Genomic DNA, 21,777 nt, shown 5'->3' on the forward strand with positions numbered 1-21,777 from the left:
AAATTAGCCTCCTCTAAACCCAAGCTAGAACAGAAGTTCAGCAAGGTGTGCCAACAACGGAAAAAAGTGATGTTTGACGAGTACTTATTTGTAAAAATGAGTCTAAGTATGCCCTATAAATACATAAATCTGTCCCTATATTTATTCGTAATCACTTGTAACAATGAGCACTATTTTTCTAAAATATCTATTTATCATTTGATTATTTTTGTATAGAAAAATCAGATGCAACTCTTCTAGAGTGAAACCTAATCACTCATGCTATTTATACTCTATAAAAATCAACATCTGACTAGTATTCACAACTGATATAGTCTTTTCGTTTGCTTTTAGTACTAGGCAAGGAGCTGCAGGCTGTACTAGAGTACGGCAAAGTGAGTTAACGAAGTAATAAAAGATAAACGAAAAGACTATAATAGCCACTTATCATCAACAATCGACCTATGTCATTTCTAAAACATGGACACTTCAGAGAGTAAGTATTTTCCTTGATATAGATTCAAACTCTTCTATCATTTCAACAATTTGATTCTAAATGGTCACTGCAACACCCCATTTTCACTATTTTTACTTGTTGCCGAGTATGATCTACATAGGTCATTCTGGCTCAAACAATACAACTATTTACTACCATATACACCAAAAATACTATAGCAATTTAAAGTTTCACTTGATTTTCTCCCCATTTTTATATAGACTATAGACTAAGAACATAGAAAAAGGAGGTAGACTATGTTAATTGGTATTCCAAAAGAAATTAAAAACAATGAAAACCGTGTGGCTCTGACACCTGCTGGTGTCCAAAGTCTGGTTACCCAAGGTCACCAGGTTGTGATTGAAACAGGTGCCGGACTAGGTTCTGGCTTTACAGATGCCAATTATGAAACACAAGGTGCAAAAATTCTCTCCACGGCAAAAGAAGTCTGGGCAAGTGAATTGGTCGTAAAAGTCAAGGAACCCCTACCTGAAGAATATGGTTTCCTACGTCAAGATTTACTGCTCTTTACCTATCTTCACATGGCAGCAGCTCCTGAGTTAGCAAACGCGATGCTTGCGAGCAAGACAACCGGAATTGCTTACGAAACTGTAACTGATAATGGTCAACTTCCCCTACTTACCCCTATGAGTGAGGTGGCTGGTCGTATGGCAGTTCAAATCGGGGCGCATTTCCTTACCAAACAAGAGGGGGGATCTGGAATTCTTCTAGGCGGCGTACCTGGTGTTCCTAAAGGAAAAGTCACCATTATCGGTGGCGGTGTCGTCGGCACACATGCAGCTCGAATCGCTCTAGGACTTGGAGCACAAGTAACCATTCTTGATATCAGCGCAAAACGCCTCTCTGCCTTAGAAGAAATCTTTGGTAATCAAATCCAAACCCTCATGTCCAATCCCTTTAACATTGAAACTAGTGTTAGAGATGCAGATGTTGTGATTGGAGCAGTACTCCTTCCTGGAGCAAAAGCACCAAAGTTAGTGACTGAAAACATGGTTAAACAAATGCGTTCCGGCTCTGTCATTGTGGATGTAGCAGTCGATCAAGGTGGAGTGGTTGAAACAGCTGATCACGTGACGACCCACGATGACCCTATCTACGAAAAACATGGAGTTCTTCACTACGCTGTTGCCAATATCCCTGGAGCCGTTGCTCGCACATCTACCATTGCACTAACCAGCGTGACCTTACCATATATAGTCAAACTGGCTAATCAAGGCTTCAAAAAGGCTATTTTAGAAGATGATGGTTTCCGACAAGGAGTGACTACCTATCAAGGTCTCATCACCAATTTAGCTGTCGCTACTAGTCTACATCAAGACTATACTAGTATTGATGAATTAGTATAAGTCATCCTTACCCGTTACAATGAGCGACTTGTCTGCCAGCTATAAGCTGTTTCCTTTCAGTGACGTTTCGGATGTTCGCCGAACGTCACTTCTGCTTTCGGCTTGGAGAAAGCTAGTTTCATGCCTTTCTGATCCCAAACCTTTCACAAGTTTCAATTCTGAAAGCGAGTTAGATGTTGATTTTCAGAGAGAATAGCCTGTACTTGAACGCTAGAAAGCGAAGATTGTCGAACTTGTATAGTCTTTTCGTTTACTTTTATAGCCGTTTCGTTTATTTTTAGTACGAGGCAAGGAGTCGCAGGTAGTACTGGAGTACAGCAAGACGAGTGAACGAAGTAATAAAAAGATAAACGAAATGACTATACTAGGCAAGGAGCTGCAGGCTGTACTAGGGTACAGCAAAGAGAGGGGAACAAAGTCATAAAAGATAAACGAAATGACTGTAAAGCAGTAATCGATCAACCTTTTATTAGAAAATGGGCGGACTAACAGGTCCTAAAATAGCAAAAATCGCTTAATTCAAAGACTGAAAATCTTGATGTTAAGCGATTTTTATTGTATTCTTTTTGTAGTTTAGGACTCTTGGTTCGATTTCTGTATTTCCAACTTTCCACAAGTTTCAACAACCTTGCACACGATTTGGATAGAATAGTTGAGGGGATAGACTATTCCAATGGATTCGTTCAGACCGAACCTAGAAATGAGGAAGTGAAGATAAGCCGTGGATTCGTTCGTAATTGAATTTAGGCTAACAAATCAGAAAAAAGATAGACAGCTCTTCTAGCTTTGGCTAGATTTAAAGCTATAGTCTAATACTATACCTCTGGAGGTGAGAACCCCTTTAGAGATGGTCCCCTTGTGAATATCACACACAGCGTCGGTCTTCTATTTTTGAACGCTTTTTTCATATTCTCGTATCTTGTATTCGCCTGAATCTAAAAACTAGAAAATGGGGATTATCTTCGAAATCACAGTCATTCCCCCCCTTTAATAGATTACCTTGTCTCTTCTGGTTCGTAAGCCCTTATAATTTCAGTAACAACAGGGTGACGGACAACATCTTTGGCTGAAAAATGTACAAAATCAATCTGCGAAATCTTCTTCAATTTCTCCATCGCATCAAGCAAGCCAGACCGAACATGTCGCGGCAGGTCAATTTGACTACTATCTCCATTTACAATCATCTTGGAGTGAAATCCAAGACGGGTCAAAAACATCTTCATCTGCATAATGGTCGTATTTTGTGCCTCATCCAAGATGACAAAGGCATCCTCCAGGGTTCGACCACGCATATAAGCCAAGGGAGCAATTTCAATAATCTCACGCTCCATGAGCCGCGTTGTCTGATCCTTACCTAAAATCTGGTATAGCGCATCATAAACTGGACGAAGATAGGGATCCACCTTTTCTTTCAAGTCTCCCGGTAAAAATCCCAGACTCTCTCCTGCCTCTACCGCAGGACGGGTCAGGATAATACGTTTAACTTGTCCACGTTTGAGGGCCGTCACTGCGAGCGTCACTGCAAGAAAGGTCTTTCCTGTCCCTGCTGGTCCAATTCCAAAAACAATGTCATGGTTCTTAATACTATCCACGTAAAGCTTTTGCCCCAAGGTTTTGACACGAATGGGCTGACCATAATGGTCCTTAATAATTTCTGCTTCATATAGGGCTAAAAACTTCTCAATCTCACCGTTTTTAGCCATGGAAATAGCCGTTACTACATCGGGCAGCTGAATCGTCAAGCCACGGTTGATTAAGGTAAGTAAAGACTGAATAACCAGGCGGGCTACATCAACGTCGACTGGATCCCCAACCACCTGTACCACCTCTGTTCGGGCATGGATGACCACACCCAATTCCTGCTCCATCATGCGTAAATGACGTTCATTTGACCCAAATAACGTCAACATATCATCTGGGTAGGAAAGGTGAATATCAATTGAATGTTCTTGCAATAGCTTGCTCCTTTATCGATTTTTTTCTATTATATCAAAAAAATGTCCCGAGGACATTTTTTCACAAGTCTAAAAAGAGAAAAGCCAACATCAGCTCTAACAGTTATGTGTCTAGTGATTTCAACTATTCCATCCCCAAAGATAGTGTTTTAGAGCACTTCATCTGCGATTCTTCACCAGCTATCATTGGGGATGAAGCAGTAGAAAAATCCTATTTCAGTTTTTATTGACGATCAATGTGCCAAATAGTCTTCCCAAATGCGGTCAAAGTCTGTCATAGAAAAGCTAAAACTGGATTTTTCCTCCAAAAAACGACTGACTTCATCAAATTGATCTGACTGTTTGGGAAAATCTGCCTCTTCAAAAACGAGATCAGCTAGGATTGCTACCGCCTCATGACTTTTCGGATTGCGCTGGGTCATCAGCCAGCTATAAAAACTCTTTCTCACAACAACCTCACTTATCTTCTACGACGACGGCGTGACCGCACTTCCATATGTTCTTCTCTGCTTTCACGGCGCTTTTTACTTTTTCTAATCGCTATGATAAACGGTAAACTAGCAAGAACAAGAGCGATTGGAATTAAGAGGGCATACCAATACGTAGTGACTAACCGTTTCCAATCAACAGACTCTCTCGTAGTGGATGACGCATCACTAGATACCTGCGCGTCACTAGCCATTGTACTTGGCTCTATCTCGATTGGCTCCACAGCCAGGCTATCTGAAATCAAGGGGCTAACTGTTTCCAGTCCATTGTCAACTTGCAACTGATTAGCTTCTACCGTATAGATTGGCTCTTGTCCACGTCGCACGGTTGCATAAAAATCAGACGGCAGGTTGTAGGGTTGACCATTGATGATTTGCTTACCTGCTGTCAATACTTTTTTATATTCATAATCTGCATAAGCTTTTTCGAGCAAGGCATTGCCAAATGGATGGCGGTAGTACTCTCCATCCTGGTCAGACCAATCTCCAACCCCCATAATAAGACTAATCAGCCGTTGCTCTCCTCGTTTAGCCGTTGCAATGTAGTTAAAGGCACCGCGAGGACTGGAACCTGTTTTCAGCCCATCTACACCTTCGATTCCATATTTAGCACCTGGAAGTGAGTAATTATAGGTTTCAAAGGTCTCCTCATAGGGTGTTCCTGCCTTGACTGTCACCACAGGATACTTAGTATGTTCCAAAATTTCAGGGTAATTTTTCAAAAAATGATAGACAAGAATAGACAAATCTCTTGCTGTAGTCTGATTGGCTGCATCATGATCATAGCGCGTTGGATTGTAATAGCCGTGGAAAGATCTAGCAGCTGCCCCACTGGCATTGGACCAGTAGGTATTTGTCATGCCAAGCTCTTGTGATTTGGCATTCATCATATCCAAAAAGGCATCCGGGTCATTGTTTGAAATATAATTTGCTAACATCACTGTAGTTGCATTAGAGGACGGAACAGCCGTCATGGTAATCAGTTCCCCAACGGTGTAATCAACACCTGCTACAATTTTGTTATTCGATATTTCATAAATGCCTGCAATCGCTTGATCATTCGCTGTTGCTGTAATCACTGTATTTTCAGTAAATTTACCTTGACTCATCGCTTCATAGACCATATAAAGCGTCATCACCTTACTCATACTAGCGGGGTCACGCACTTCATCAGGATTATCTTGCCAGACAACATCACCGGTATTTCCATCAATGATGATCGACGACTTAGGACGGTTGATTTCTTTGACATCATACCCTGCTGCTCGCGTAATATCCATCACTTCATTTGCCCAAGCAAGAACTGGTACCGTAGATACAAGCAATACCAAACACCACGCTACAAGCTTCTTCATTCTTTATCTCCTATCTTTTTCTTTACTATTCATATAACGAATGACCGATCAAAAAGGTTACACTTATACCAATTCTGTCCCCATTTCATCCTGTTTAATTTTCCCTAACTTCATCAAGCTTCCCAAGGCTTTTTTAAACTGACCTTTTGAAATACCGAAAACAGCCTTAATATCATCCGGAGATGATTTATCATTTAAGGTCATAAAGCCTCCATTGCCCTCCAAATACGTCAAGATCATTTGCGCATCATTTTCTAGCATCTCAAAGGAACGCGGTTTGACAGACAAATTTAAGGTTCGATCCACTTGGCGGTAGCCGATGACCCGTACCTGCAATTCTTCACCGAGACGTGGCTCTGCGAACCGCTCATTTGGGTGAATGAAGCCTAGCATATTATTCTTAGGTAAGTAAACAAAGGTTCCACTCAACTTCAAGCGATAAACAATAGCCTGCAGGTTCTGATTTTGCATATTATCATAAGCAGGACCTGCCAAACGCTGAAAATCCTCTTGAAAGGCAGGCAAGGCCCAAATCCGGTCTTTTTTATCAACATCATAACGGACATAGAGCTTATCTCCTTTTTTAGGCCACAATTCTTTCAAATCAGGCAAAACATCAAGCGACACTACTACCTGCTTATCCGGTAAGCCCGTATCCACAAAAACACCGAGGTCGCGACGTACTTCTGTCACCTCTCCCCAACCAAAACGAGTACGGGTCGCAACCACTTCTTTTGTCGTCAATCGGGGTTTCTGTTTCATATCTATATAAGCAAAGCCTTTGACTGACTCTCCTAGCTGATGATTCCCCTCTTCTTTTGCAAGGGCAAAGGTAAAGCCCTCCTTTTGAACAAAATAAAATTCTTGATTCTCGTCTGTCACCAGACCCGTGATAAAGGTTGCTAATAATTGATTCATAGGTTCTTTCTATTCTACTAGTGGATACAAACAGCAAAAGGGCTAAGGGATTGTTCCCCGCCCATACATTTTCTTAGACTTCCAAGAGTTCTTTTTCTTTCTCAGCAGTCATTTGGTCAATTTTCTTAATAGCATCATCCGTCACTTTTTGAATCTCTTTTTCCAGTGATTTCAGATCGTCTTCGGTAATTTCCTTAGCTTTTTCAGCTTTCTTTGCCTCATCCATAGCATCCCGACGGATATTACGAATTGCAATCTTAGCATTTTCACCAACCTTCTTCACATCTTTGGCCAGATTTTTACGCGTTTCCTCCGTCAAGGCTGGAATAACCAAACGAATGACTGTGCCATCAGATTGTGGTGTCAAACCAAGGTCAGAAGCATTCAGCGCACGTTCAATATCTTTCAAGATAGACTTGTCAAATGGAGTAATCAATAAGACACGCGCTTCTGGAACAGTAATCCCCGCTAATTGGTTGAGCGGTGTATCTGCCCCATAATATTCAACTGAGATACGGTCTAGCAAGCTCGCATTGGCACGTCCAGCACGAATATGGCTGAACTCCCGTGCCAAACTTTGATGCGACTGCGCCATGCGGTCTTGAGCTTTTGAAATAATTTCCTTTGTCATAAAATCTCCTTTATTTTACTTCTTTATTATTAGAAACCGTTGTTCCGATTTGCTCGCCAAATACAACGCGTTTGATATTACCAGTTTCATTCATATTAAAGACAACAAGGTCAATATCATTGTCCATTGATAGAGTAGAAGCAGTCGCATCCATAATCTTCAAGCCACGACTAATGACCTCACGATGGGTCAACTCATTGAATTTAACCGCATTGGCATCTTTCTTTGGATCAGCATTGTAGACACCATCCACACCATTTTTTGCCATTAAAATCGCATCTGCCTCAATTTCAGCTGCACGAAGGGCTGCAGTTGTATCCGTTGAGAAATAAGGAGAACCAATACCTGCACCAAAAATCACAATTCTTCCTTTTTCCAAATGGCGTAAAGCACGTCCACGGATATAAGGTTCGGCGACAGATTGCATCGCAATAGCTGTCTGCACACGCGTGTCAACACCAACCTGTTGCAAGGCGTCTGCCATCACCAAGGCATTCATTACTGTTCCAAGCATCCCAGTATAGTCCGCCTGTACACGATCCATACCAGCTTCTGCTGCTGGCTCGCCACGCCAAAGATTTCCACCACCAATTACCAAGGCAATCTGAACACCTGAAGCAGCCACTTCTTGAATTTCCTGAGCCATTTGCTGAACTGTTGGAATATCAATCCCAATACCACGTTCACCTGCCAAGGCTTCTCCAGATAATTTTATAAGAATACGTTCATATTTTGGTTTCATCATCTTACCCCTCTATTCTATCTTTACCATTTTATCATAAAATTTTCATTTTATATAGTCAGATGGACAGATAAAAAAGAAAAATCTCATCGAAGAGATTTTTCTATGAAATATGTAATTTTGTCCGTAAAAGAGTAGCCCGAGTACCAATCAGTTTATCCAAGTGGCGGGTTTTTAAGGTTAAAATTCCAAAAATAAAAACACCAATAACTCCTGAAATCCCTACATGAATCGCACTTGACATATAGCCTGTTGCAGGAAATAATAGGCTCATACCAGATTCAACCAGCCAAACCCCCAGTCCCATAATAAGAGAAATGCTTAGAACCTTGCAAACATCTCTCCATAAACGGCCTTGCGAAATAGGAATTATCTGGGAGATACAGCGGTCAAACAAAATCACTGATACTGTCAATCCAATCGCTGTAGACACCAAAGGACCATAGACCTTAAATAAGTAAAAGGCTGGAAGTTGGAGGATAAGTTTCACTGCAAAGCCAATGAAAAAATACAACATCGCCTTACGATTCTGGAAAATTGCCTGAATAATCACTCCAAGCAAGGAATACAAACCTTGAATGAAAACCAATAACAGATTGATAACAAAGAGGTAAATCGCTTGGTTCTCAGCAGGACCATAGAAGACACTATAAAGGGGATGCGCTAGAACCACCGAACCAATAATAGCAGGAAGAATCAGGAGAAAGAGGAGCTGGATATTATCGACAATTAAATCAGCAGTCTTTTTCATATCCTTTTGCACAAATCGCTCTGTTATCATCGGAATTGCCACACTACCGATAGACGTTGTAACCCCAATAATCAACATTGTAATCTTACTTGGATTGGCCGTCATATAAGTCGAGAGTGTCAATAATTCCGTTCTTGTAAGTTCTGTTATCTCAAGCAGGGTATTGATAAAGGTCAGCTGATCGACAATTTGGAAAATCTGAATAGCTGAACCTAAAATAATAAGTGGAATCGCTTCTTTGACTGTTTCTATAATCAAGGGCTTCAAAGCGATAGTAGTAACCACAGGCTTTGCTCCTATCACCTTTGCAATAAATCCCTCCTTATGCAAACTGTAAACAAGGACGCCAACACTCGCAATCATTCCGATAAAAGCTGCAAAGGTCGATTGGATAACCGCTGAAAGATAGTTTCCTGACCCCAACTTCATGATGTAGAAGGTCGTTCCTAAAATCCAAATAACACGGACAATCTGCTCCACAATCTGACTAATAGCATAGGGTTTCATATCATGATGTCCTTGGAAAAAACCACGCATGATACTCATTGCTGGGAAAATAAAGAGGGGAGGAACCAAGCTATACATCACCGGTGTTAATTGCTCTTTCACTCCTGAAAGCTCTGCTAAAATCGGAGAGCTACAAAACATAATCCCTGCAAAAATCGCTCCCAAAATTAGCATAAGTTTGAACAATTCTCTCACCAAATAGTAAGAAATATCCTGGCGTCCCTGCACATTATACTTGGCAATCTGCTTGGCTACAGCAGTCGGCAACCCAACGGTTGAAATCAGTAGAAAATTTCCATACACCTGATAGCCCATGTTAAACAAACCATTGGCTTCTGCGCGATGACTCCCCATCCACAGATACCAAGGGATGATGTAGGCAATTCCTATCAAACGACTGATAAAATTTCCGGCCGTCAGCCAAGCTAACCCCTTGACCATACTTGCCTGTTGCTGCGTCTGCTCTGTTGTTCTAGTTTCTGTCATATTTGTTCTTTCGTCTCTTTCTTTCTACTTCTTTATTATAACCTTTTACATTTGACTTGTAAAACTAGAACTCACCGAACCAAAGGATAGATGCAGGGAGGTCAAACAAGAAACGGATGTCTTTCAAGAGGTAAACTCACTGTTATAGTCTTTTAGTTTGCTTTTAGTACTGGTCAACGAGCTGCAGGCTGTACTAGAGTACGACAAAGTGAGTGAACGAAGGAATAAAAGATAAACGAAACGACTATAAAACCATTTTAGGATAGAAGAAAAGCCTTATCAAGCGATAAGACATTTTCGTTTCTTACAATGAATTTGGATCAACCTTGATACCCACACCTTGAGTCGTTGTGATAGTCAAGCTTGTGATATATGTACCTTTTGCTGTAGCTGGTTTTGCTTTCACAATTGTATCATGGAAAGCTTTGAAGTTTCCTACTAATTGCTCAGCGTTAAATGATACTTTACCAATGATAGCTTGTACGATACCAGCCTTATCAGCACGGTAAGTAATTTTTCCGCCTTTAGACTCCTCAACTGCTTTTGCAACATCCATTGTTACAGTACCAGTTTTAGGATTTGGCATCAAGTTACGTGGTCCAAGGACACGTCCGAGGCGTCCAACAAGTGCCATCATATCAGGTGTTGCGATTACAACGTCAAAATCTAACCAACCACCGTTGATTTTTGCAACAAGATCATCTTCACCAACAAAATCTGCACCTGCAGCCTTTGCTTCTTCAGCTTTTGCACCACGCGCAAATACCAATACGCGCGACGTTTTTCCAGTTCCGTTTGGCAATACCATAGCACCACGAATCTGTTGATCTGCTTTACGAACGTCGATGTTCAAGTTGTAAGCAACTTCTACAGTTGCATCAAATTTTGCAAAATTAGTTTCCTGTGCAAGAGCTACAGCTTCTTCTACGCTGTAAGCCTTTGTGCTGTCGATTTTTTCAAGTGCAGCACGCATTTGTTTGCTTTTTTTAGCCATTTTTTATTCTCCTTGTAATGTGGTCATATCGATTTTCATCTCCCACGTCACTCATCAGAAATGATGAAGTCTTGCGGGTTGTAGGTCGTTATTGATTAGTCAACAACAGTGAATCCCATAGAACGAGCAGTACCTTCAATCATACGCATTGCAGACTCAAGGTTTGCAGCGTTCAAATCTGGCATTTTAGTTTCAGCAATTTCTTGTACTTGCGCACGAGTAACTGTTGCAACCTTTGTTTTATTTGGTGTGCCTGAACCTTTTTCAACACCTGCAGCTTTTTTCAAAAGAACCGCAGCTGGTGGTGTTTTACAGATGAAATCAAATGATTTATCTTCGTATACTGAGATTACAACTGGGATAATCATACCAGCTTGATCAGCTGTACGAGCGTTAAATTCCTTAGTGAATCCCATGATATTGATCCCTGCTTGACCAAGTGCTGGTCCAACCGGTGGAGCTGGAGTAGCTTTACCTGCAGGAATTTGAAGTTTTACAAGTTTTTCGACTTTTTTAGCCATCTTTAAATCCTCCTATTGTGGTTTTTACGGTAATTACAGATTTTTACCTCCCACAAATATGTGATTTTCCACATACCTCCCCATTATACAGTATTTTGGTAAAAAATCAAGCTTTATATTTACTTTTTCTCACTTTTTTTATAGAATAAGGCTATGACATTCTTGAAATTTGCTTCGGTTCTACTCCTCATTCTTTCTTTTGTTATTTCGATTACAGTTGTAAGACTATTTCGTTTGCAAAAAAAAGGCTGGAACTTTGCCGATATTGCCTTTCCCATCCTTGCTTTTGAATTTTACCTAATCTCGAACAAGGCCTATTACCACAGCCTATTGCCTCATCTAGTGTTAGCCTTGTCACTACTTGCTTTAGCAATCGTCTATTATTTCCTAGTAAAAAAGCGCATCTTTTCTTATCAACGCTTTTTCAAATTCTTTTGGAGAGCAGGCTTTATTTTAACTTTCTTCGTATACCTAGCTCTCATCATTTCCCTTTTTACGCTCAAAAGTTAGAGCGTTTCTCAGCTTGGATTGATTACAACAGATGTCTTGCTCTTAAACTCATAATGCATCAGACACCCCGCAAGTGTGTTAAGGTGAAGAAAAAAACTCCTTTGGACCATTTTCTTCACCTTTTTTGTTTCCTGTTGAGAATTAAAAAACTCTTAGAAAGGGGAAAATCATTTTTTAGAGTGTACTATAGTCCTTTCGTTTACTTTTAGTACTAGGCAACGAGTCGCAGGTAGTACTGAAGTACAGCAAGACGAGTGAACGAAGTAATAAAAATATAAACTAAATGACTATACTAGGCAAGGAGCTACAGGCTGTACTAAAGTACGGCAAAGTGAGGGAACGAAGTAATAACAGATAAACGAAACGACTATAAATCATCTGCTTTCACACTACTTTTTAGCTTTCTTACTATTTAGACTCTACAAAACCAACACCCAGAAGCTTTCATCATTGAGAAGTCTTAAAGGTTTGTATAAGGAGGGCCAAACTACCAAGATAGAACGGAAGTTCCGAAAGACGAACGAACAAGGTCAAATATTGATGTTGACGAATAATGAGAGACCTGTCTACATTCTGACGGATTAAAGCGTGCTATCTGTAAAGCGCTCGGGAAAAAAACAGCCCTCTGGACTAGAGCGCGCTATCTGTAAAACAAGAGGGGAAAAAACAGCCCTCTGGACTAGAGCGTGCTATCTGTAAAACGTGAGGGAAAAAACAGTCCACTGGACTAGAGCATGCTATCTGTAAAACGTGAGGGAAAAAACAGCCCTCTGGACTAGAGCGCGCTATCTGTAAAACAAGAGGGAAAAAACAGCCCTCTGGACTAGAGCGTGCTATCTGTAAAACGTGAGGGAAAAAACAGCCCTCTGGACTAGAGCATGCTATCTGTAAAACGTGAGGGAAAAAACAGCCCTCTGGACTAGAGCATGCTATCTGTAAAACGTGAGGGAAAAAACAGCCCTCTGGACTAGAGCGTGCTATCTGTAAAGCGAGAGGGAAAAAACAGCCCTCTGGACTAGAGCGCGCTATCTGTAAAACGTGAGGAAAAAAACAGTCCACTGGACTAGAGCGTGCTATCTGTAAAGCGAGAGGGAAAAAACAGTCCACTGGACTGTTTTTTTCCTCACTCATGTATTTCCAATGGCAAGCCATCCGGGTCAAAGAAGAAGGCCATTTTACGTCCGTCATAGTCGTCATACCGCAGTAGTTCATGAGGGATATTTAGAGCATCAAACTCCTGCAAACAACTTTCTACATCTGCGACCTTAAATGCAAGATGACGCAGACCTGTATGTTCTGGTTGTGGCATAGCGGGTCTCAGCGGCGCATCTGGTTTGATAAAAATTTCAAGAACCACATCCCCTTTGCGAACAGTAAAGAGAATGTCACGTTTTTCGGGACGGATATGCTCTTCCAGCTGCTCAAATCCTAACTTGTCAACATAAAATTCCTTTGTTTTTTGATAATCGTGACCGATAATGGCAATATGATGTACCGCATCTAATTTCATCATTGACTTTCCAACACTTTCCTTGGTTTTGTACCTTCTGCAGGACCAATAACACCTGCTACTTCCAGTTCTTCCATTAAACGCGTTGCTCGGTTAAAACCAACAGATAAACGGCGCTGAATCATAGAAGCACTCGCTTTTTGTGTTTCAACAACAAGAGCTCTCGCTTGTTCAAAGAGTGGATCTCCACTGCTTTCGCCTGTCCCACTTTCAAAATCCCCCTCTGTCACTTCACCAGGATCAAAGGACTCATCGTACTCTGCCTCTGCTTGGTTTTTAATAAAAGTGACAATCGCTTCGACATCATCGTCAGAAATAAAGGATCCTTGTAAACGTACGGGATGATTTTCATCAATGGGTTTAAACAGCATGTCTCCACGACCCAGTAATTTTTCTGCCCCATTTTCATCCAAAATAGTGCGGCTATCTGTCCCACTTGACACGGCAAACGCAATCCGAGACGGAACATTAGCCTTAATCAAACCAGAGATAACGTCAACAGACGGACGTTGGGTCGCTAAAATCATGTGAATACCTGCTGCCCGCGCTTTTTGTCCTAAGCGAATAATGGCATCTTCGACTTCCTTGCTCGCTACCATCATCAAGTCTGCTAGCTCATCGACAATCACGACGATCAACGGTAAGGGAATTTGTTTCTCCTCAGCATCGCGGTTAAATTCTGCTACCTTTGTATTGTACCCCTCTAGATTGCGCACTCCCAAATGGCTGAATAGTTCATAGCGTTTCTCCATTTCATCCACAACCTTTTGAAGCGCTCGTGCAGCTTTTCGAGGATTGGTTACCACAGGAATCAAGAGATGTGGAATATCATTGTAGACTGACAATTCCACCATTTTGGGGTCAATCATCATAAACTTAACCTGATCTGGACCAGCTTTCATCAAAATAGAAGCAATAATCCCATTCACTGCAACAGACTTTCCTGAACCGGTTGAGCCAGCAACCAGTAAATGGGGCATACGTGCCAAATCAAAGGAACGAACAGTGCCATTGACCGCCTTACCCAGCGGAATGTCAAGAAGTTTTGCCGGGGAGGTTTTCGCTTGTTCCCACAATTCTCTAAAGGGTACCATAGCCACTTCCGAATTAGGCACTTCAATACCAACCAGAGATTTCCCTGGAATAGGCGCTTCAATTCGGACATCTTTGGCCGCAAGAGCAAGGGCTAAATCATCTGCCAGATTGGAAATCCGATTGACCCGCACACCAACCGCTGGCTTGACTTCATACTTGGTCACCGACGGCCCTATTTCAGCTCGCTCAACCACGACCTTAATTCCAAAACTTGCAAAGGTGTCTTCCAAGACCTTGATATTTTGGCGAACCGTTTTCTTTTCATTTGCCTGACTTTTGACTTTCATTGGTGCAAGTAGATCAATGGAGGGCAACTTATAAGCCAACCTAGCTTTCTGTTTAAAATCAAGCGCTATGTCTTCTATTATCTCTACATCTTCTGCTACTTCCTGTTTTTCCTCATCCTCAACCAATAGTACAGGAAACTCTTCGTCAGCAAGGAAAATCTCACGCTCTTCTGTAACAATCGGAATCTCACCTTCTTTGGCTGCCAAGATTTCACCCGTTGCCACATCAACTATCTGATGTTCTACAGGAGCGATAATAGCAGCTTCTTGCCAACCATCCGAACTTTCTTCGATTTCCTGGGCTACTTCTGCTACTCGACTTGCTTCTTCCTCTGCTTGAAGTTTGGCTTTTACTGCTGCTTTCTCAGCCCGTTTTTCTGCACGAATAGCTGCCCGCTCTTGAGATTTTTCTCGTAAAAGAGCAAGACCATCCGCTACATCATACACAGACCAAGGACTCATAAAGAAAAGACCAAAGAGGATGAAGAGAAAACCGATAAAGAAAGTTCCAATCGTTGCAAACAAAAAAGAAACAGGTAGGTAGAGACCACCGCCAATAAGACCGCCTCCTAAAAATTCTTTTACCCGAAAAGCAGAAAGATCTGATAAGGCTAGTTGAAATGTATAGTGTAGCAGTTCTTTTCCTTTGTAGCCTAAGTCAAAATAGGCTTGGTACTCTAATAAAATTCCCCCAAATACCAGCCAGAAACCTGAGATAGTTCCTTCGCGTTGCTTTAATCTTTTAGAAAATATGATATAGACGAGAAGAGCTCCAATCACAACATAAGCTGTACTTCCGAACAATAAGCGAAAGACATTATAGGCAGTCACACCAAATACTCCTAACTTGCTTGCTGCAAAGAGGAGAAAAAGGATTACTAGAAAGCGAACTAAGAGAGATTTCATTTTTTCTTGTTGGGCCAATTCAGCCTTTGTCGGCCGTCTCGTTGTACGCCCTTTTTTTGTCGTTTTTTGTTTTGTCATGCTTCTATTATACCATACTTTGGTAGTCTAGTAGGGGACAAATCACAAAACTTCCCAACCAGCAAAGCTCGTTGGGAAAGGTTAGACTTATAAACTTATGGATTCATGGATACATGAACATGGTCATAGTGGTTTTCAGTAATACTACCACGGTCTGGCATCAGGTTCCATGTATTGGCTGCCCCATAAATATTTGGACTTGGAGAGTAGAAACGTTGTTTCCAAATGATATAAGAAATATTTTTAGCCCCTATTTGTTGAATGGCATAATTTGCTATCTGATCTCCTAATTCCGTATTATTACCAACTATAAAATCGACTGCAAGACCCTTACCATGGTCTCCGTTATCACCCGGACGATGAAGACTAAATGAAGTAATACCATAGATAGCTGCGACTTCTTCCTTAAAGGCTGCTGTCTGTGGTTGAAGTCCGACATTCAAAGGATTTGCAGCTGCAATACTAGCGAAATCGACAGAATTACTTACGAGAGCAACTGAATTTGAATGACTGGCCTGGGGTGCAGCAGTAACGGATGTTTCTGCGACAGGAGGTGCTTCAGCTACCTGCTCTTCAACCGGTGCCTGCTGAGCATTGCTTCCTACCTCTACCGAGTCAGATGATGCAACATCTGCTGTCGGCTCTCTGTATTCCTCGCTTGCAGTAGCTTGATGACCAACGACTGCTTGTTGTTCATCCATAGCTACTGGGGTTTCTGCAACAGGCGGTACTTCAGCTACCTGCTCCTCAGCCGGTACCTGTTGAGCATTGCCTGCTACCTCTACCGAGTCAGATGGTGCAACATCTACTGAAGATGTCCCTGTTGGCTCTCTATCTTCCTCGCTTGCAATAGCTTGATGATCGACGACTGCTTGTTGTTCATCCAAAACTACTGTTGCTTCACCCTCTTCTGCTGTCTCTTGATTGTGAGGGGCTTGGACCTCAATGGAAGTGACTTCCTCTTGAGAATTGGTTCTCGTCGTCAAGATTGTATTAGGAAAAATCAGATTGATATCAGAAATTTGGTTAACCTTTGCCAAAATGCCCATATCAATATCAAGCGCCTGCGCAATGGTGCTGAGCGTATCTCCATACTTGATGATATAGCTTTGCTTATCACTATTTTCAACATCTGCCTTAATTTCCTCTACCGAACGTGCTGACCATATTGGAACTAATTCATCTGCTTTAGCTGTCGCAGTAATAAGTGACAAGGTCAAGGCTGAAAACATGATTGTTTTAGGGATTGCTTTTAATGACATTCCTTTTCCGTCCTTTCTTATGTGATAGAGACATCTTACCACAATTTTGAAAACAAAAAAGGCCTTTTAAGCCTTTTTCACGAAACTGTATTTTGAATGTCATAAACAGCAACAGTTGTCATCTGATTGTGTTTTCTGTCATCATGTTGTAACTTACGATAATTACACCATCTGACATCTTTAAAAAATAATCTCCTGGTCATCATTTTGTCCATTATCTATCGGCATCACCCACCAGCAGATCAAGTACAGAATGATACAAAATCCATAAGCAAAGGTTAGAAGCACCCAGATAACACGGACAACGGTTGGATCAATGCTAAAATATTTGGCAATCCCTGAGCAGACACCGGCAATTTTCACATCTTTCATATCTCGCATCAATCGTTTTTGCATCTCTTTATTCTCCTTTTCTACTACCCACTACCTTTTACACCATAAAAACACCCCGTGAGAGCCAGTTTATATCCGCACTTACAAAAAACTTCCCCTGCATTTTCTGAGTGCGTGAAACTGCCTAACTTAAATATGACAGATGAAAGAGTATTAAAAGTTCTTTTTCGGATGACGGTCAATAACCTCAGGATTGGCTACCAGAGCTGCTACCCCTTTATCTGTCAATTTATAACCACGTACGCTAAAGGTTTGGGACAATTCTTCTTCTGAAAAATGCTCTTTCAATGCCCTATCCAACTCCGCCGCTTTCATTTTGGACAGACCTCTGACATCTTTCTTTTTCAATATATTTTTCTTCATCGCCGCATTGAGATGATCAAGTGAATCAAAGGCTGTTTCTAAATAGGCATAACCATGTTCCACCAAATCTGCCAAGTGCTTTGCAGCATCAATTCCATAGCTATACTCAAAATACTTAGGGAAAATAGACTCATTCGTAAAAGTATCAAACTGAATTCTCCACAAAAGAATGATATCACCTGCTAAAAGACCCTCTGCTAGCAACTCCATATTGCGCTTGGGTACAGGCTTTGCATCTAGCAACCATGTCGCCAAGTCTCGGTCTGGTGCGATATAGGGCATACGGGCATGGTCTTTATAGAGTGCTTTAATCTGCTGTTCCATTGTCATCAACTGTATCTACCTTTCTTATATCTATTCATCAGCTCCATTAATCTAGGCTAGACTTATTTGCACAGCTATATCCTAGCAACACCTCTATTATACATAGCAAACAAGTTATAACCTAATGGATAGCTCCCGCCGACTAAGCCCTTTTAAAATCGAGAAAACGACTGCCTTGGAAGAGCAACTCTCCCTTGTCCCCCTCAAGAGATAAAGCATAGATATCACTCCCTACTCGAAATTCTCTCCGCTCACCATGCTCCCATTCAAAGGTCAAATAATAAGTGGTATAAGAAAGATTATTTCTACCAACATGCGTTCGCTTCGCAATGAGTGTAGCATCATGCCATTCCTTGGGAGCTGCATTAGTCCGCAAAACTTCAAGAAGTGCTTTAGCAAATTGCCATAGAATACCTCCTATAACAAGTGTAAAAATCACTATACACCAAATCATCGTTATCGAAAATGGAATCATAGCCACATCCACCTCTTCTTTATTTTATCTATATATGCTTATTATACAACATCCTGTAGAAAAAAACAGCTTTCTCTGATTTTTGAAAAAGAACGAAATTCATGCTACAATAAGACTAGTCCGTATACAATGAAAGGAACCTTATGAAAAAACGTCTACTATCTACCTTGCTTACTGTCTTCCTACTCACTGCTTGTACCAGTAACTCTACAACGACTTCTTCAACCAGTAGCTCAACATCTGTACCTAACACAGATACGACTGTCGCAAGCCAATATGCCAAAGATTTAGCCTACGCCATCAATAATCCCGATGCATCTTTCCCACAATTAACAACAGAAATCTCAGACGATGAAGCAGCTGTCCTCATCAAGACTAGTGCAGGAGATATTACCTTGAAACTCTTTCCTAAGCAAGCTCCTCTAGCTGTTGAAAATTTTCTAACCCACGCGAAAGAAGGCTACTACGACGGTGTCATCTTCCACCGCGTCATCAACGATTTTATGATTCAAGGTGGTGATCCAAAAGGAACCGGCATGGGTGGAGAATCAATCTGGGCTGGTAAAGATGAAAGCATTGACAAGGGCAATGGCTTTAACAATGAAATCTCAGCCTTTCTCTACAATATCCGTGGTGCTCTTTCCATGGCCAATGCTGGACCCAATACCAACGGCAGTCAATTCTTCATCAATCAAAATACTAAAGACTCTTCTGGAATGCTTGATTCAAGCAAGTACCCCACTAAAATCAAGGAAGCCTATAAAGCAGGCGGCAATCCAAGTCTCGACGGCAACTACACCGTCTTTGGTCAAGTCGTTGACGGTCTGGACATTGTAGATAGCATTGCAGCAACTGAAACAGATGAAAAAGATAAGCCCAAAACAGCCATCAAGATTGAAACCATTACGATTTTGAAAGATATAGTCTTTTAGTACTAGGCAAGAAGCTGCAGGCTGTACTGGAGTACGGCAAAGCGAGTGAACGAAGTAATAAAAATATAAGCTAAATGACTATAATACTAAAACACAGACAGAATAAACTTGATTTCGTCCAAGTCATACTCCTGCCTGTGTTTTTTCATTTATTCACAACGCTTGGGATCAGAGAAATATAGTCTTTCAGTTTCCTTTTAGTACTAGGCAAGAAGCTGCAGGCTGTACTAGAGTACGGCAAAGCGAGTGAACGAAGTAATAAAAGATAAACGAAATGACTATAATACTAAAACACAGACAGAATGAACTTGATTTCGTCCAAGTCATACTCCTGCCTGTGTTTTTTCATTTATTCACAACGCTTGGGATCAGAGAAATATAGTCTTTCAGTTTCCTTTTAGGACTAGGCAAGGAGCTGCAGGCTGTACTAGAGTACGGCAAAACGAGTGAACGAAGTAATAAAAGATAAACGAAATGACTATAAAAGTCCTCCACCAAGCAACCAAGCTGTATAAAAGAGCCGCAGCCATAGCACTAGTCAGAGGAGTGACTAGTGCTACCCGAGCCTTTAAAATAGAGAGCGAGGGCGGTAAATATTTACTACAAACTCTCGTCAAGCACTTCATCAGATTTCCTATGGTTCTTTACATCCACACATCTTAAATTGAACTCGAGTTATAACTCATTAGTAAAAAGAAATACAGATGCTCCAGTTTTTACTGCTTACAGCTGCGGCTCCCCTTAGGTAACACATCTCGTTGTTAGACCTCTACCTAATGCCTCTCTGAATAGCCTTGGTGTAAAAGAAAGAGGCGTTTTCAAAGGTGGGCTTTTTATGCACCACCTTCTAAGAGAATCACAAAACAGCTAGAAGAACACCTTACCCCTTCAACAAATCAATCAAGACCTGAGCTGAACGTTTTCCCGCTTCAATAATAAAGGTATCAAAGGTAATATGAGCATCCCCTTGCGCTGTATCACTCATAGCACGGATGACAAGGAATGGCAACTTGACGCTATGAGCCGCTTGAGCGATAGCCGCACCCTCCATCTCAACAGCTAAAACAGCTGGAAAACGCTCCTTAATTGCCCTAATCTTGTCCTGTCCTGCAATGAAACTATCTCCTGTCACAATCAAGCCGATATGCGCTCTTATATCTTGCTGAGCAAGGATTTCCTGTATCTTAGAAACCAAGTCTTTATCTGCTTCAAAGTACAAAGGTTGTTCAGACATCTGACCATAGTCATAGCCAAAGGCAGTCAAATCTACATCGTGATAAGCTAATTGATCTGCAATGACCACATCACCAATTTCAATCCCGTCTGCGACTGCACCAGCCGATCCAGTATTAACAATCACATCCACCTGAAACTGCTGGGCTAAAATAGCAACGGACATGGCAGACATGACCTTACCGACACCTGATTGGACTAAAACCACTTCATGCTGCCCCAGTTTTCCTGTATAATAGGTCCGCCCTAAGACGATTTGCTCTCTCCCATGCTCCAAGTCTTCAACCAGAATCTTCAATTCCTCGGGCATGGCTGCAATAATTCCAAATTTCATCTAAACTCCTTACCAAAAAAAGACTGCAATGAGGAAAAGGATAACGAGAAGCACTACCCAAAAGAGGATTTTATTGACCTTACTTCGAAATTCATCTCGCTTGACAGTTTCAATACGACGGCTTTTGATAATCGAAGCATCTACAGGTATTCGATGAGTATAGCCCTCCTGATAGCCTGTATAGTCATTCTGCCAGTCTTCTTCTGACCCAAACTCATCTGCCTCCTCAAACTCGCCTGCGGGGTCGTAATAGCCAAAACGCCGAGGAGGAATGCTTTTTCTCCGTCTCATTTCTTCCAATAATTCATCTGTCAATAAAGGCTTCCTCATGTCCATCCTACTTTCTCATCAATTGTAGTTGCTGAATTGCAATGATGGTCTTGGCATCACAAATATCGCCACTTGCAATCAAGTCATATGCTTCTTCTAGACTCACATGATACACTTCAATCACTTCATCATCATCCATGGGACGGGGATTAGCAACCTTGACTAAATTTGTTGCCACATAAAGACGCAAACGCTCATTACAAAAGCCAATGGCCGAATAAAAATCATACAAGAGTTCCAAGTCACCTGTATAGCCTGTTTCTTCTTCCAGTTCCCTCAGAGCTGCCGCTTCTGGATCAGCATTTTCTCCAACTTCTAACTTACCCGCTGGAATCTCATAGCTCGTCTGTTCAATAGCTTTACGGTACTGCTTGACCAAGATTAACTGATCATCCGGTGTGACAGCTAAAACGCAGACCGCTCCCTTGTGGAAAATCAATTCCCGCTTCGCTTCTCCCCCCATAGGAAGCGCCACATCATCTACGACGACATCAAAAATATGGCCCTTGAAAACCTCTGTTCGTTTGATAGTCTTTTCTTCAAATTTCATAGCAA

The 21,777-nt window shown here is 41.5% G+C and carries 21 protein-coding genes; 3 read left to right on the plus strand and 18 right to left on the minus strand.

From position 1 onward, the window contains the following. Nucleotides 1-732 precede the first annotated feature (732 nt). Complete coding sequence (ald, locus tag E4T79_RS04540; RefSeq protein ID WP_135028142.1) at nucleotides 733-1,842, plus strand: alanine dehydrogenase; 1,110 nt, start codon at nucleotides 733-735, stop codon at nucleotides 1,840-1,842. Between the two features lie 995 nt (nucleotides 1,843-2,837). Here ald and E4T79_RS04545 read toward each other — a convergent pair. From E4T79_RS04545 to rplK, 9 genes are all read right to left on the minus strand, one after another. Continuing rightward, nucleotides 2,838-3,797 (minus strand): PhoH family protein, encoded by a 960-nt coding sequence (locus tag E4T79_RS04545; RefSeq protein ID WP_135028144.1) that lies wholly within the window; start codon nucleotides 3,795-3,797, stop codon nucleotides 2,838-2,840. A gap of 233 nt (nucleotides 3,798-4,030) precedes the next feature. After that, the gene (locus tag E4T79_RS04550; protein ID WP_135028146.1) at nucleotides 4,031-4,246 is read right to left on the minus strand and encodes a YozE family protein; all 216 of its coding nucleotides are present in this window, start codon (nucleotides 4,244-4,246) and stop codon (nucleotides 4,031-4,033) included. Nucleotides 4,247-4,257: 11 nt separating this feature from the next. Continuing rightward, the gene (locus tag E4T79_RS04555) at nucleotides 4,258-5,640 is read right to left on the minus strand and encodes a DUF1958 domain-containing protein (RefSeq protein WP_135028148.1); all 1,383 of its coding nucleotides are present in this window, start codon (nucleotides 5,638-5,640) and stop codon (nucleotides 4,258-4,260) included. 63 nt (nucleotides 5,641-5,703) lie between these two features. After that, the gene (locus E4T79_RS04560; RefSeq protein ID WP_135028150.1) at nucleotides 5,704-6,558 is read right to left on the minus strand and encodes a S1 RNA-binding domain-containing protein; all 855 of its coding nucleotides are present in this window, start codon (nucleotides 6,556-6,558) and stop codon (nucleotides 5,704-5,706) included. 73 nt (nucleotides 6,559-6,631) lie between these two features. Continuing rightward, on the minus strand, nucleotides 6,632-7,189 hold the full coding sequence (gene frr, locus E4T79_RS04565) for a ribosome recycling factor (RefSeq protein ID WP_135028152.1): 558 nt from the start codon (nucleotides 7,187-7,189) through the stop codon (nucleotides 6,632-6,634). 10 nt (nucleotides 7,190-7,199) lie between these two features. Continuing rightward, nucleotides 7,200-7,931, minus strand: a complete 732-nt coding sequence (pyrH, locus tag E4T79_RS04570) for a UMP kinase (RefSeq protein ID WP_135028196.1) — start codon at nucleotides 7,929-7,931, stop codon at nucleotides 7,200-7,202. Nucleotides 7,932-8,034: 103 nt separating this feature from the next. After that, entirely contained in the window at nucleotides 8,035-9,675 is a 1,641-nt protein-coding gene (locus E4T79_RS04575; RefSeq protein ID WP_135028154.1) for a polysaccharide biosynthesis protein, read from the minus strand. Nucleotides 9,676-9,979: 304 nt separating this feature from the next. After that, nucleotides 9,980-10,669, minus strand: coding sequence for a 50S ribosomal protein L1 (rplA, locus tag E4T79_RS04580; RefSeq protein WP_075103918.1), 690 nt, complete (start codon nucleotides 10,667-10,669; stop codon nucleotides 9,980-9,982). Nucleotides 10,670-10,764: 95 nt separating this feature from the next. After that, a complete protein-coding gene (gene rplK, locus E4T79_RS04585) occupies nucleotides 10,765-11,190 on the minus strand; it encodes a 50S ribosomal protein L11 (protein ID WP_075103919.1) in 426 nt (141 codons plus the stop codon). A 153-nt stretch (nucleotides 11,191-11,343) separates the two neighbouring features. Between rplK and E4T79_RS04590 the strand changes: the two genes are divergently transcribed. After that, nucleotides 11,344-11,700, plus strand: coding sequence for a DUF3397 domain-containing protein (locus E4T79_RS04590; protein WP_135028156.1), 357 nt, complete (start codon nucleotides 11,344-11,346; stop codon nucleotides 11,698-11,700). 1,123 nt (nucleotides 11,701-12,823) lie between these two features. Here E4T79_RS04590 and E4T79_RS04595 read toward each other — a convergent pair. The 6 genes from E4T79_RS04595 to E4T79_RS04620 all read right to left on the minus strand — a co-directional run bounded on the left by E4T79_RS04595 (nucleotide 12,824) and on the right by E4T79_RS04620 (nucleotide 18,393). Next, nucleotides 12,824-13,210, minus strand: coding sequence for a VOC family protein (locus E4T79_RS04595; RefSeq protein ID WP_135028198.1), 387 nt, complete (start codon nucleotides 13,208-13,210; stop codon nucleotides 12,824-12,826). Next, the gene (locus E4T79_RS04600; RefSeq protein ID WP_135028158.1) at nucleotides 13,210-15,576 is read right to left on the minus strand and encodes a DNA translocase FtsK; all 2,367 of its coding nucleotides are present in this window, start codon (nucleotides 15,574-15,576) and stop codon (nucleotides 13,210-13,212) included. The genes E4T79_RS04595 and E4T79_RS04600 overlap by 1 nt, the downstream gene beginning before the upstream one ends. A gap of 95 nt (nucleotides 15,577-15,671) precedes the next feature. Next, nucleotides 15,672-16,838 carry a LysM domain-containing protein gene (locus E4T79_RS04605; protein WP_135028160.1) on the minus strand — a complete coding sequence of 389 codons (1,167 nt, stop codon included), beginning with the start codon at nucleotides 16,836-16,838 and terminating at the stop codon, nucleotides 15,672-15,674. A gap of 180 nt (nucleotides 16,839-17,018) precedes the next feature. Then, complete coding sequence (locus E4T79_RS04610; protein WP_135028162.1) at nucleotides 17,019-17,234, minus strand: PspC domain-containing protein; 216 nt, start codon at nucleotides 17,232-17,234, stop codon at nucleotides 17,019-17,021. Nucleotides 17,235-17,384: 150 nt separating this feature from the next. Then, nucleotides 17,385-17,924: a hypothetical protein gene (locus E4T79_RS04615; protein ID WP_135028164.1), complete on the minus strand. Its 540-nt coding sequence runs from the start codon at nucleotides 17,922-17,924 to the stop codon at nucleotides 17,385-17,387. A 136-nt stretch (nucleotides 17,925-18,060) separates the two neighbouring features. Next, nucleotides 18,061-18,393 carry a DUF2500 domain-containing protein gene (locus E4T79_RS04620; RefSeq protein WP_135028200.1) on the minus strand — a complete coding sequence of 111 codons (333 nt, stop codon included), beginning with the start codon at nucleotides 18,391-18,393 and terminating at the stop codon, nucleotides 18,061-18,063. Nucleotides 18,394-18,536: 143 nt separating this feature from the next. Between E4T79_RS04620 and E4T79_RS04625 the strand changes: the two genes are divergently transcribed. Then, nucleotides 18,537-19,325 carry a peptidylprolyl isomerase gene (locus tag E4T79_RS04625; RefSeq protein ID WP_135028166.1) on the plus strand — a complete coding sequence of 263 codons (789 nt, stop codon included), beginning with the start codon at nucleotides 18,537-18,539 and terminating at the stop codon, nucleotides 19,323-19,325. Nucleotides 19,326-20,205: 880 nt separating this feature from the next. Here the strand turns inward: E4T79_RS04625 and E4T79_RS04630 are convergent. The 3 genes from E4T79_RS04630 to E4T79_RS04640 are packed head-to-tail and all read right to left on the minus strand — an operon-like array spanning nucleotide 20,206 to nucleotide 21,772. Continuing rightward, a complete protein-coding gene (locus E4T79_RS04630; protein WP_135028168.1) occupies nucleotides 20,206-20,892 on the minus strand; it encodes a 5'-methylthioadenosine/adenosylhomocysteine nucleosidase in 687 nt (228 codons plus the stop codon). A 9-nt stretch (nucleotides 20,893-20,901) separates the two neighbouring features. Then, nucleotides 20,902-21,222, minus strand: a complete 321-nt coding sequence (gene macP, locus E4T79_RS04635) for a cell wall synthase accessory phosphoprotein MacP (RefSeq protein WP_135028170.1) — start codon at nucleotides 21,220-21,222, stop codon at nucleotides 20,902-20,904. A 7-nt stretch (nucleotides 21,223-21,229) separates the two neighbouring features. Further along, nucleotides 21,230-21,772 (minus strand): NUDIX hydrolase, encoded by a 543-nt coding sequence (locus tag E4T79_RS04640; protein ID WP_135028172.1) that lies wholly within the window; start codon nucleotides 21,770-21,772, stop codon nucleotides 21,230-21,232. Nucleotides 21,773-21,777: the final 5 nt, after the last annotated feature.

Origin of the sequence: Streptococcus sp. LYSM12, from assembly GCF_004569635.1 — a bacterium.
In the GTDB taxonomy this organism is placed as follows: domain Bacteria; phylum Bacillota; class Bacilli; order Lactobacillales; family Streptococcaceae; genus Streptococcus.